This is a genomic window from Candidatus Omnitrophota bacterium (assembly GCA_040755155.1).
Lineage (GTDB): Bacteria > Hinthialibacterota > Hinthialibacteria > Hinthialibacterales > Hinthialibacteraceae > JBFMBP01.
Window position 1 is genome coordinate 1 of sequence record JBFMBP010000029.1, and the last position, 12,611, is coordinate 12,611.

The 12,611-nt window shown below is 51.6% G+C and carries 8 protein-coding genes; 5 read left to right on the forward strand and 3 right to left on the reverse strand.

Annotated elements, in window-relative coordinates; genetic code table 11:
* Positions 1 to 273 precede the first annotated feature (273 nt).
* The 4 genes from AB1656_02870 (at position 274) to AB1656_02885 (ending at position 4,645) form a co-directional block, all read left to right on the forward strand.
* On the forward strand, positions 274 to 2,277 hold the full coding sequence (locus AB1656_02870) for a hypothetical protein (protein ID MEW6234306.1): 2,004 nt from the start codon (positions 274 to 276) through the stop codon (positions 2,275 to 2,277).
* Positions 2,278 to 2,339: 62 nt separating this feature from the next.
* On the forward strand, positions 2,340 to 3,290 hold the full coding sequence (locus AB1656_02875) for an NAD-dependent epimerase/dehydratase family protein (protein MEW6234307.1): 951 nt from the start codon (positions 2,340 to 2,342) through the stop codon (positions 3,288 to 3,290).
* Positions 3,278 to 4,462: a galactokinase gene (galK, locus tag AB1656_02880; GenBank protein ID MEW6234308.1), complete on the forward strand. Its 1,185-nt coding sequence runs from the start codon at positions 3,278 to 3,280 to the stop codon at positions 4,460 to 4,462. Before AB1656_02875 ends, galK begins: the two co-directional genes overlap by 13 nt.
* Positions 4,463 to 4,468: 6 nt before the next feature.
* On the forward strand, positions 4,469 to 4,645 hold the full coding sequence (locus AB1656_02885; protein ID MEW6234309.1) for an addiction module protein: 177 nt from the start codon (positions 4,469 to 4,471) through the stop codon (positions 4,643 to 4,645).
* 164 nt (positions 4,646 to 4,809) lie between these two features.
* Here AB1656_02885 and AB1656_02890 read toward each other — a convergent pair whose 3' ends face one another.
* The 3 genes from AB1656_02890 to AB1656_02900 form a co-directional block, all read right to left on the reverse strand.
* Positions 4,810 to 5,025 (reverse strand): hypothetical protein, encoded by a 216-nt coding sequence (locus tag AB1656_02890; protein ID MEW6234310.1) that lies wholly within the window; start codon positions 5,023 to 5,025, stop codon positions 4,810 to 4,812.
* 1 nt (position 5,026) lies between these two features.
* A complete protein-coding gene (locus tag AB1656_02895) occupies positions 5,027 to 6,508 on the reverse strand; it encodes a hypothetical protein (protein ID MEW6234311.1) in 1,482 nt (493 codons plus the stop codon).
* 89 nt (positions 6,509 to 6,597) lie between these two features.
* The gene (locus AB1656_02900; GenBank protein MEW6234312.1) at positions 6,598 to 7,695 is read right to left on the reverse strand and encodes an alpha-L-fucosidase; all 1,098 of its coding nucleotides are present in this window, start codon (positions 7,693 to 7,695) and stop codon (positions 6,598 to 6,600) included.
* A 324-nt stretch (positions 7,696 to 8,019) separates the two neighbouring features.
* Here AB1656_02900 and AB1656_02905 point away from each other — a divergent pair, with 324 nt between their 5' ends.
* Entirely contained in the window at positions 8,020 to 12,495 is a 4,476-nt protein-coding gene (locus AB1656_02905; GenBank protein ID MEW6234313.1) for a right-handed parallel beta-helix repeat-containing protein, read from the forward strand.
* Positions 12,496 to 12,611 lie beyond the last annotated feature (116 nt).

A 12,611-nucleotide genomic window follows, 5' to 3' on the forward strand; every position in this document is an offset into this window, starting at 1 on the left:
CGCGGGGAAGAGTATTACGACAAAAAATATAAAGAAAGAGTATTGAACCATCTCAAAAAACGGGCTAAGGAACTCGGTTTTCAACTCACTCAAAACCCAGCACTTACCTAAGGAGTTTCAGAAGAGAAAAAGGTGGGCTACGCTTCGCTTTGAGCCCACCCTACGCTGCGATCCATCCGCATTTCCACGGGAATAAACTGTTACCATTTTCTCCTTCAAAACGGTAGTATTATAAAGACAATTTATCATTCGGGTCATTGAGGCCGTAGAGTTATGGATTCTGCGAAAAGAAGAATCTCCTTGCTTCTTCTCTTCTTGACAACTTCCTCCTTATCGCTCCTCGCTGAAGAATGGCGGCACTTTTCTTTCGTCTGGGACAAGGCGCCGGTCGATCTATCTTTTCTTCTCGATCCTCCGGCGGGAAAGCATGGTTTTTTGGACGTGAAAGGCAATCGCTTCGTTTTTGAAGATGGAACCGCCATTCGCTTTTGGGGAACTTCCCTGGCTGGCTCCGCCTGCTTTCCCCCGCAAGAGATCGCGCCCGCCATCGCCGAACGGCTGGCTAAATTCGGATTTAACCTCGTCCGCTTCAAAGACCTGGACGCGCCGTGGGCGGAACCGAATCTCTTGTATAATACGTCCGATCCCGATCTATTTTTCAATCCCGCCGCCATCGACCGGTTGGACTTTTTCCTTTCCCAATTGGAAAACCGGGGGATTTACGCTTATCTGGACGGTCTCGATTCTCGCCAATTGCAGGAAGAAGACAGCCTTCCAGCCTGGCAATCCATCCCCCCCGGCATGAAGCCGTATATTCATTTCGTTCCCGCGCTGCAATGGATGTTTCAAGATTACCTCTCTCATCTCTGGGGACATCGCAACCGCTATACGCAATTGGAATACCGCGATTCTCCCTCTATTGCTTTGGCGCAAATTTTTTTGGACGGCGGCGCCGATATTCAATCGCCGATGGCGCATCCTCATAGCCAAATTCTTTTCGAGGAATGGGAGAATTGGAATAAAACGGTCCATCCCGGCCATCCGATTCCTTTGGACCAAAATACGCCGATGGAGGACATCCGGCGTTTTCAAGCGGCGGTTTCGGCGAAGACGAGTACGGATATCCTGAATCATCTCCACTCCATCAGCGTCAAGATTCCACTCGCCGCTGCCGGAATCGTGCGGGAAGCGTGGGAGTTGGCGGCGATGCCGCCGTTCGATTTCCTGGCGCGGGAAAGCGTCTGGAACGAACCCTACGGCGGCTTTCGCGGTTATCTCGACCGCAGCATGAGCGCGCCGGAAGCGGCAAAAGATACCCTCTTCAGCCGCCTCGCTTTTTCGCGCGATTTGCAAAAACCATTCCTCGTTTCCGAATGGGGCGATCCCTGGCCTAATCGCTGGCGTGCTGAAACGCCTTTATGGCTGGCCGCCATCGCCTGCCTTCAGGCATGGAACGGCTGCATTTCCTCGTCTTATTGCACGAATCACGATCCAAACATGAATTACCTCTTCGCGCCGTGGGAATTGTTTAACGATCCTTGCCTCATCGGCCTCTTCCCAGCGGCAGCCTTGTTGTTTTTAAGAGAAGACGTCGAACCGGCGCGCAAACAAGTTCAAATGGCATTGCCGGAAGCAACGATATTCAATAATGATCCTATTACGCCGGAAAATGCGCAAACGACTCGGTTAGTGGAAACGATGCAAGTGGGAACGAGATGGTTCGCCAAACCCGCTGGAAAGAATATCCTCGCCCCTACCCAACCGGAATACCTTGACGAATTTATTCCATCTTCCTCAAAAAAACAGAATCTGCGCCGCGACTCGCAACGGGGGCTTGTCATCATCGATTCGCAGCGCACCCAAGCGCTGATTGGAAAGTTGAGCGCGGCGTCGGAAAACGATTTAAAGGACGTGGAAATCGAAAGCGGCGAAGAGTTTGGCGTGGTTTGCGTCAGCAGTTTGGACGGAAAACCGATTTCGCGCTCCCAAGATTTGTGGATTACCCTTGTATCTGAAGCGCAAAACAGCGGTTTTTCCTCCCTACGGGATCGAGAAGGTTTTACGATTCAGGATCCAGGCTATGCGCCGATTCTCGTCAAGGATGCTTCCCTGCGGCTCTTCATCCGCATCTCAGGCGGCGATTGGAAATTGAGCGCCATCGACGGCGGCGGCGAAATCGCAGCTTCCCTTCCCTTCCAAATCCAGAACGATCGTTTGTCTTTCCGCGCGGGAACGCATGGCGTATTGTATTACCGGTTAAACCGTTCTCGTCTTTAGAAAGACAATAGACTAAAGTAAGATTGATTTTTCAATCTTCCTTGGAAAGCGAACATGACGTCATGGCCGAAGCAAAACGTTGTCTCATCACGGGAGGAGCGGGTTTTATCGGTTCGCATATTGCCGATGTGTTGATCGCAGACGGCTGCCAGGTCTGCGTCCTCGATAATCTGAGCACGGGGAAGAAGGAAAACCTTCCTTCCCATATCCCTATTTACGAAATGGATCTGCTTGACGATCTGACGCCTCTTTTTCAAAAAGAGAAGCCGCAGATTGTTTTCCATCATGCGGCGCAAATCAGCGTCTCCTGCTCCGTTCGCGAGCCGGAAATCGACGGTAAAACCAATATTCTCGGCAGCATCCACCTGCTGGAAGCCTGCCGCCAGTTCGGCGTCGAGCGCGTGATTTACGCTTCATCCGGCGCCGTATACGGCGAGCCGGAATTGCTGCCGGTTCGGGAAGAGGACGCGACGTTCGGGCTATCGCCTTACGGAATCAGCAAGTTGATTCCCGAACGCTATCTTTATTACTACCGCCATCAGTTCGGAATCGAATTCGCCGCGCTGCGCTACGCCAACGTTTACGGCCCCCGGCAAGACCCTCACGGCGAGGCGGGCGCCGTCAGCATCTTTTCGGAAAAGCTGCTGGCGGGGCAACAAACTATCATTTTTGGCGATGGCGAGCAGACGCGGGATTTCGTTTTTGTGAAGGATGTGGCGCGGGCCAATCTCTTGGCTATGAAAGCGAATATCGACCGATCCGTCTTCCCCGCCTTCAACGTCAGCATGCAAAAGCAAACGACGGTCAACGTTCTTTTCGATACGATTCAAAAATATACGGGAACCAAGCAACCGAAGAATCACGGCCCCAAGCGGGAAGGCGATGTGCTGCACGCTTGTCTTAGCAATGAGAAAATCAATAAATACATAGGTTGGGAACCGGAAGTGGAACTTGACGAGGGCATTCGGGAAACGGTGCAATTCTTCCAGGCGAAGCGAGGATGCGCGAAGTGAAAGATACGATTCGAACAATAAACAGCGAGACCATCTATCGGGAACGATACGGCAAGAATCCCAGCGCCGCCAGCCAATCGCCGGGACGGGTGGAAATCCTTGGCAATCATACGGATTACAACGGCGGCTATGTCCTGACGACGGCCATCGATAAATCGGTAACCATGCACGGAGAAGCCTTGGAAGAAGAAGCCGTCATCCTTTATTCCCAGGTTATGAACCAGGAAGCGATATTTCCCCTCCTGGACATCAAGAAAAGCGTAGCGCATCCTTGGGCCAATTACGTTCTGGGCGTGATCGACGAATTGCGCAAGATCGGCGTTCGCGCCGGCGGCTTTCGCGCCGTCATCGGCGGCGATCTTCCTATTGGCGGCGGACTGAGCAGCTCCGCCGCGCTGGAGACGGCGACGGCGATGCTGATACAGGCGCTTTATCCCTACAGCATCGAAAAAATGAGGCTGGCGATACTCTGCCGCCGGGCGGAAAATCTCTTCGTGGGTATGCCCTGCGGCATTCTCGATCCTTTCTCCGTGATCTTTGGCGAGAAAGACGCCATGCTCTTCCTCGACTGCGATAACCTCAGCCACAAGGTTCTCTCCATCAAGCCTCCCGTTCCCGCGATCGTATTATGCGATTCCGGCGTCAAGCATGCCTTGGTCGATGGCGAATACAAATCGCGGCGTCATCAATGCGAGGCGGCGGCTCAGATTATGGGCGACCGGCTATCCCGTCCCGTGCGTTTTCTGCGCGATGTAACCATTATGGAATTTCTGGAATTGGAAGATATGCTGGACGACGTACTGCGCCGCCGCACGCGGCACGTCATGTACGAAAATCAACGCGTATTGCACGGCGTGGCGGCGCTGCAGATCAATGACGTGAAGCACTTAGGCGAATTGATGCGGATTTCTCATGAAAGCTCGCGGGACAATTTCGAAAACACCTGCCCAGAGTTGGACGTTCTGGTGGAAGAAGCGGCGCAGATTCCCGGTTGCTTCGGCTCAAAAGTAACCGGCGGCGGCTTCGGCGGAGCGACGGTCAACCTCGTCGCTCCCGATCATGTGGAATCATTCTGCGAAGCCATCAAAGAGCGCTTTGCGGATCGCATGGGAAAGGTTTGCAAAACCACAGTCTGCGCCATCGGCGACGGGGCGAGGATTTTGTATAAATGATGAATGATGAATGATGAAAAATTGATGACAGGATCAAGGGCAATAACAACCTTGCCATTGCCGCAGCCGGACAAGAAACTGGATGAAATATGGGCTGAAGAAGCGGAAAGGAGACTCAAAGCCTATCGCGAAGGAAGGCTGGAAGGCATCCCAATGGAGGAAATATTAATAAGGAAAAAGTAGGATGGGTCGCGTTTTTTGACCCATCAAGAAATATGGAATGGAGTATTTGATGGGTCAAACAGCATGACCCATCCTACGATTTCTAATAAAAAAACTTCGCCCCCTTAGCTGATTCTATCTAGAAAAGCCAAGGGGGCGATTCTCATTCTACATTCTATTTATCGTTATTCTTTATCTTCTTTTTGAAACAATTCCGGAACCATCCATAAGGGAGAACTGACGAACCATAACAGCGTCGCCCAATTGAATATGGTTTTATACCGCTCGAAATTGGCTGCATAGTCCTCCGGTTTGCTGCAGAAGACCCACAAGGAATCGATGATGCAGATCAGTAATGCCAGAATGGCAAATATCGCCGCGATGAGTCTTGGACCTTTCATATCAAGCCACCGTCCTTTCCGTTTGCTTTGCGCCCCACAACGAGGCGAGGACAATATAGGCGATCAACGAGATGAAATACCCCGGCAGCCAGCGGAAAAAGAGATGGACGCCAATATAATCCATTGGAGTCTTCAAAACGCCGTTCGTCATTTGCGAAGCGGGGAAGCAAATTGCCAAAACGCCCAGCCAAGTTATCAGAGCGGGCCAGCTAAAAGCCAATTTTTTCTTCTCCACCCAATATTGTTGCAGCCCCAGCAGTGGGAAAAGCCAATGCTCGGCGAAAACCACGGCGCCGATGGGCATGAGAATCAAGCCGTAGATCGCCACGAAATCCAACAGTTTCATGACGAACAGGGGAAAGCAGGCCAGCGTCGTCGCTACGATGAACGCGACGATCGTCATTTTCCAACGCGGCCAGTTGGGCGTTACGATTTGCAGCGCCAATCCGGCGCGATAGATAGTGGGATTGGCCGTCGTCCAACCCGCCAAAACTACCGCCAAACCTCCTGCAAGGCCGCAAGCGGCGAAGGCCATGTCGCCCGGCGCGATTTTGGCGAATTCGGAGGGGAGGAAGCCTTTTTGCGAAGCGTAGCCAGCCATCATGATTCCCGAACAAATCCAAGCGAGAAAATGGCCGAGATACATGCCGAGCGAAGAGTATAAGCCGTATGACCAATGTTTGGCGAATCGGAAGAGCGCCATGTCGGAAAGGCAAACGTGCATCGCCAGGTTGCAAAACCAGGCGAAGAATATGATATGCCATAGACCGTACTTCTCCAACTGAACGCCATTGCTATCGGTGGCGGGGACGCCAGTCCAAATTTTCGTCTTCGCCACTTCCCAAAAACCGCTTAAGGATTGAACATCCCCTACTTGGGGTAAAATGGCGATGGCGCCCGCGATGAAGACGAGAAACATCCAGGGAACGCATACAGCGGAAAACTGGCTTACCCGCTTGAATCCCAAAACGGCGACGGTCGCCACAACCGCCCCTACCAGCCAAACGGTCAATACCCAGCCAATGCTGTTGGGATATTTATCCGACAGCGAGGGCATATCGATGTTGAAAGCAATGCCTACCGCCGTAGCGGCGACGGCGATCATCGATCCGGCGAGAATGCAATAAAGAAAAGCGTTGGCGATGTTGTAGATCACCGTTACGCCCGGTCCAACGATGCGGCGCAAATACCAATATAACGTCAACCGCACGCGCACGGCGATGGGAGCGCAGACGAACGTCCAGGAAAGCACGGCGAGCAGATTGCCCAATAGCAATCCTATAAGCAAGTCATACGCGCTAACGCCATGCAGCACGAAAAATGCGCCGATGACGAATTCCGTTCCCGCCACATGCTCGCCGGAAAAGACGGAGGCGAATCGCCCCCCGCCTTGCAGTTTGTCCTCGCTCACCGGCTCGCGGTCGAATTCGTACAGTTTATCCAACCGTTTCGCCATTCCTTGTACGGCGCTGCTGTCTGACACGATACGATCCTCCTGAAATGATGAATGTTTGGCGATTATACGGCGCGGATTCTCCTTACATCAAGGCCGAGCGCGGGAAGGCGGCGCATCTACAACCGGGCGCCTTTGCGCAGCCGCATCAGCGCTTCGACGGACGATGGAGGAATGAGTCCATGTCCATCTGGCGGAACATCCAAGAGAACATTCGCGCCCCGCTCGCGGCAGGTTTCGAATTGAAGCAGCAAATCCTCGTCGGCGCGGGGCTTGTCGCCGAGGACATAGAACCAATTCTTGCCGATGGGATCGCAGAGTTCGCCGGGCATATAATATCCCTTGCCCTCGATCGTGCGCCATTTCTTATGGCCGGAGGCGGGAGGCATTTGGCGTTCGATGGCGATGAGATCGGACGGCCAGGCGTAATCCACATCGTAAGTCGATCCATCGCTGATGCCGCTGTTCATCATAATGACGATCTCCGGCTGCAATTGGGCGGCGTAATGGTAGAGGAACGTCCGATAGCCTCGCCCCAAAACGCCGGGGATGTCGATCCACAATTCCATGATGGGGCCGTACGTCGTTAGAAGTTCCGTAATCTGGGCGGTTAGAAAATTCTGATATAGCGAAGTGGTGAAAGGCGGCAGTTTCTCCGTATGGGACTTCGGGAAAGAATTCATGCCATTCCAACCGCCGTCGGATGGCGTTTGGCTTCCAAAGCGGTTATGGTTGTCCCATGAGCAGTAATAAAAGCCCGGCAGAACGCCGCGCTTATCGCAGGCTTTAACGAATTGCTCCACAACATCGGTTTTATCACCGCTGTTGGAGACGTTGTAATCCGTGCACTTTGTGGGCCAGAGACAATGACCCGCGACATGCTTGGTAGTAAGTACGGCGTATTTCATTCCCGCGTCCCGCGCCACGGAGATCCATTGATCCACATCCAGCTTGTCCGGCGCGTATGATTTGGCGTCCGCCTTGCCGTCGGGAAGTTCATCATTTACGAAGGTGCTCATGCCGAAATGGATGAACATGCCGTATCCCAGGCTTTCCCACTTTTTTAACGCTTCCAGGCTCAAACGCTGCGCGCCGCGCTTCTCCGATTCTTCCGCGGCGGCGCGCGCGGCGGAAGGCCATCCGCTCAGCGCGCCTGCGGCGGCGCATGTAAATGATCTCGACAAGAAGGCGCGGCGATCGATCGGTTTTCGGTTCATGATTTCCTCCAGATAAATTCGTTATTTGCGATAGACTATACAAAATAAAGACGATGTAAGGCAAGCCGGATTCAATAGGTAAAGAATTAACCGGACAATGAGAAGGAAAAGGCGATGAATTTTAAAGTGGAGTGCAGACTGGATTTGTTGGCATTGTACGGCGTAAGATAACCAAACAGATATAGCGATTTCAAATGGGATGCTGTCCGTTCGATAGATTGCGTTCTAAAAATTGAGTCGGGGACGATTTATTCCTTTTTTCTTTTTTTTGAATAGGAAATCGAAGTCTCGCCATATTGAATCATTCCTAGCAGCGGGAGGAGAATGATGAAGCGAAAATTTTTACTTACCTTCCTGATTATTCTCAGCGCAGCAATGTCCGGCTTCACACAGAACGTACTGGTAAACGGCGTGGACGGAGAAGATTACGATTCGTCGCCCCGCGATGAAGATGGGAAAATCATAGGGCCTGAAACGGATAATACCTTCGAATCCTTTTATAGGGCGGTCAATTTCTTGATGGAATTCAGAAATGGAGGAACGGTTTCTATTGGCACATTTGGACCGGCTCAAGGGATTGCCATAGCCAACAAACCGCTAACCGTCATTGGCATAGGAGAGAATCAATCCATCGACGGCGAAATTCAAATCTCCGGCGCTTCGCTCACCGTTAAAAATCTGAAATTCGTCGCAGGGCAATTTCAAAAGTCCGCCATTTTTCTTGATAACGCGTCGCTGAACGCAGAAAACGTCGTTTTCGATCAACGCGGCATCCAAGCCTCGGGAGAGGGAGAAGCCGACATAACGGTCAAAGACTGCGTATTCATCAATGCGCAATCGAATGGCCTGGCGGCGTTTACCGCCCGCTTGAACGTGGATTTTCAAAACGTGGAATTCAAAGATTTCACGGCGGGAAACAATAAATGCCTCGCCATTATGCCTTCATCGGGATTCGCCAACGTCAACGTAAAAGACTGTACCTTTACCAATTGTTATTTGGGCGTCGACGACCGCCATGTGGATGGGGAAGCCTTTTATCAAAATCTATCCATGAAAAACATGAGCCGTATTGGGATTAATATCGAATGGGACGGCATGATTCGCCAATTTGGAAATGTCAGAACCGTCATAACCGATTGTGTTTTCGATAACTGCGCCTATCAGGCGGTTCATCTCCATGCGCAGCAAAACGTAACGGTCAGCAACGTGAGCGTCGTCAATAGCGGCTCGGTCAGTTTCCGCGAGAACGACGGCGCCGGAATCGGCGGGCACGACGGCAATGTGAATATTCTGATCGAAGATTGCGAATCCAACAACAATCAGGGTAACGGATTTAACTTTGAATGGGATCGTGAAATTACGTTGAGAAACAATATTGCCTATGACAACGGCCTATGCGGAGCGGGATTTCTCCATTGCGAAACGGTCGCCTTGGAAAATGGAAATTGCTTTTCGGGCAATGCTCTCCAAGGTATCCGAATGGCGCAAACGAACGACTGGAAAATCTACAACAACACGATTGGATTAAATCGCGAACGGAACCAGGAAAAAGGCAATCTGCTGGCCGGAGCGCTGCTTTCTAGCGTAGGCAGCGGCGAATTTGGATCGACGGAAGACCCCTTGAAGGGAAACATCGTCTCCGGCAATAAGGGTGACGGCGTTTACTTACAGTCATCCCAATGGCTGGAGACGGCGAATATTAAAATCGGATCGAATTATATCGGAACGGATGGAAATGCGGAAAACGCCTTCCCCAATGCGCGAGGAATCGTAATTGATGGAAACGGATCGCCGACAGGGATTCCGTTTATCCAAATTGGCGGTCGTAATCCCTCGATGGAAAATCCGCAAAATCCCGACCGGGGCGTAGGAAATGTGATATCGGGAAACCGGGAGAATGGAATTGTTGTAGAAGCCTTGTCCACCGATTTGTTCGATCAAGGCAGAATCGATATTTGGGGAAATTTTATCGGAGCGAACGGATCGGGAACCAGCCTCCTTTCGAATGGCCAAAACGGCGTCCAAATTCATCCCAATCGATTTTTTGAAATCAATCTTGGATCTATCGACGATAAGGCCAAGGGAAATTTGATTTCGGGAAACAACGAAAATGGAATCCTGCTGGGGGGCAACCGTATAGGGGAAATGAAAATTAGCAAGGTCAAGATTCTAAATAACCTGATCGGCGCGGCGATCGATCGGACCGCCCGGCTCCCCAATCAAAAAAACGGCATCGAGATGACCGACGGCGCCAGCGATCAGGAATTAGGTTACGGTGTAACCGACAATCTAGTAGCGAAAAATATCATTCATCATAACTCCGAAAACGGCATACGCATCGTCGGCGCGAAAGCGTTGCGCAACCAGATATCGGAAAACTCTATTCATCGCAACGACAAAAAGGGCATTCTCTTGGAAAAGGGAGCCAACAATGAAATCAGCGTCGCTCTGAATCACGCTCTCGATTCGGTAAAGGCCGTCAATAAAATCTCCGGCCAATCGTCGGCGCCCAACGCCAAGATCGAAATCTTCGCCGATCCCGCTTTCGCCGACGCCAATCCAGGGTATTGGGGGCAGGGGAAAAAATATATCAGGACCATCGATGCGGACGATAAGGGCAAATTCGAAATCGATGTCGATTCCATCGCCGATCCCGGAATGATTACGGCGACGGCGACGGATGCGGATAAAAACACGTCCGAGTTTTCTCCCTTCGCTTCGATCGTCGTCGTTCAGGTAGCGGGTGACGAAAACAATATGCTGGTTGCCAACAAACCGGCCGCTGTTCGTATTTTCTCGAACGCTGGAAAAGACGCGGCCTCCTACGATATCACTGGCGAAGTGATCTTCCAGGAAGCAACGATTCTTCCGGAACCACCAATGTTCGCCATGAAGCCCTTCGGCGGATACCGCACGAATTTTAACGACCGCCGTGAAGGCAAAAGCAGTCTCAATTTTTACATTCTCAATCCGCCTCAAGGCTCTCATAAAATCGAAGTCGCCCTCAAGCATCGCAATGAGGAACGAGGGAGATTCCTATTCGGCCCATTCGATTTTCAAAAAACTAAAAACCTCAGTTTGGGCGTCGTGTACGTCCTGGCGCCGCTTCGCGCCGGGGGGCTGGCGGTGGCGTTTCCTGATTTGGGTCTGGTCCGGCAGTCGGCGGAATTCTTTGCCGATATTTACCCTATCGAACCGCAGGAATTCATGAGGCGTTATCGCATCCTTTATCCGATTGTCATGGGCATTCCTCCCCATACGGCTGAAATAAGGAAAGGAATGATTCAAACAGCCAATGCCTACCGTCTCCTCTCCCGGCCTCCTTTGGATTACGCCGTCGTCGCCGTGGCGTATGAAACCTATTTTGAACCGCCCGGCTCCACCTGGTTGATCTACGGAATGACGCGGGGCGATTATCCCAACGTTGTGGCTATGTTGGATGGACTGAAAAACCGGCGGCCGGTACTGCATTCAGGAGACACGCTCGCGCATGAAATCGGCCATACCACTCCCTTCAATCTTGGGGATACTTACAATGGCGGTACGTATAGAGTAATAAATCCGCGCGATCCTGCAAACAGCGATACGGACGGCAATTTTATCCTTGAAGAAAATTTCGCCTTTAGCCCCACGGGCGTTTTCGACAATCAAATCCCGCCTAAACGGCAGGCGGTTTTCAGCGACATCGGAAATCGCAATTATGTCTATGATATAATGGGCGGCGCCCCTCCCGCTTGGTTTGACGAAAAAACTTATAAAGTATTATTTAAGGGATTGGGCGGAGTAGTAAAAGGCGAGCCGGCAAAAGCCGTTCGCCCTCGGCAAGAAACCCTTCCCTCCTCCATTCTGGTTCGTGGAGAAATCGGCGACGACAACCAGGTTCGTTTCAGCCCCCTGATTTTCAAGGAGGAACCCGTTGTCCGCCCGTCCGCTGCAGCGGCTAGGGAAGGATTCCATATCGACCTGCTCGATGCCGATGGCGCCATTTTAGACGCCCAAGATTTCCCTACCGCTTTAGGGGGAGGCGAAATATTAGGCATCGATACGAACACCGGACGATCGATCAATGGTTATTATCAGGATACCCATTTCCATTTTACAACTATCTTAAAAAACGATCCTTCCGCCGTGCGGATTGTAGTCGGAAATGGCGATCAAATTTTAGGGGAATTGATAAAAAGCGCCCATATTCCTTCTGTAATCGATATTTCGGGCCTTGATTCCGGCGCGCTTCCTTCGGAACAATTCGTACTCTCTTGGAAAGGAAGCGATCTCGATCCCCTGGATACTCTATATTACAATATTTTGTACACGCCCGATAACGGTGAAACCATTATCCCTATCGCTGCCGATCTGGAAACGATCGATTCCCTCCCGATCTATCCTCAGTTTTTGCCGTCAGGGCCTGATCCCCAATTTCGGATTTGCGTTTCGGATGGATGGAATCAAAGTTGCGCAAACAACCAAAAACTCGTCATGAACAACCGCGCTCCGATGGTTTCCATCGTTCAGCCCCGCGCCAACGACAAGATTTCTCAGCAACTGCCCGTAACGCTTCTAGGCAGCGCTTATGATTTGGAAGACGGTTTTATTGCGGACGAAGCCTTAGAATGGCGTTTGGACGACGAACAGACTCCTCTGGGCGCGGGATCGAAATTATCGGTCGATTTGGAACTCGGACAACATACTATAAAACTGATCGCCGCCGATTCCGCCGGTCTCCAGGGATACGCCGAAGTGATCGTCGAAGTAACGGTTCAAGGCGATACCGGCGTCAAACATTGGAAAATTTTCGATTGAAGAAAAGCATAGCCAAGCCCTCAGCGCCGTTTTTCCGCAAGTGGGTAGAGCAGGCGTCCCGCCTGCCTCAAAAAGCATTCGAGACGCTTGCCCTGCCCAATATATTCCTTAACGGA

Bases quoted from the DNA above. Each gene is read 5' to 3' on its own strand.
- AB1656_02870 (MEW6234306.1), top strand. From the start codon at position 274: ATGGATTCTGCGAAAAGAAGAATCTCCTTGCTTCTTCTCTTCTTGACA.
- AB1656_02875 (MEW6234307.1), top strand. From the start codon at position 2,340: ATGGCCGAAGCAAAACGTTGTCTCATCACGGGAGGAGCGGGTTTTATC.
- galK (MEW6234308.1), top strand. From the start codon at position 3,278: ATGCGCGAAGTGAAAGATACGATTCGAACAATAAACAGCGAGACCATC.
- AB1656_02885 (MEW6234309.1), top strand. From the start codon at position 4,469: ATGAATGATGAAAAATTGATGACAGGATCAAGGGCAATAACAACCTTG.
- AB1656_02890 (MEW6234310.1), bottom strand. From the start codon at position 5,025: ATGAAAGGTCCAAGACTCATCGCGGCGATATTTGCCATTCTGGCATTA.
- AB1656_02900 (MEW6234312.1), bottom strand. From the start codon at position 7,695: ATGAACCGAAAACCGATCGATCGCCGCGCCTTCTTGTCGAGATCATTT.
- AB1656_02905 (MEW6234313.1), top strand. From the start codon at position 8,020: ATGATGAAGCGAAAATTTTTACTTACCTTCCTGATTATTCTCAGCGCA.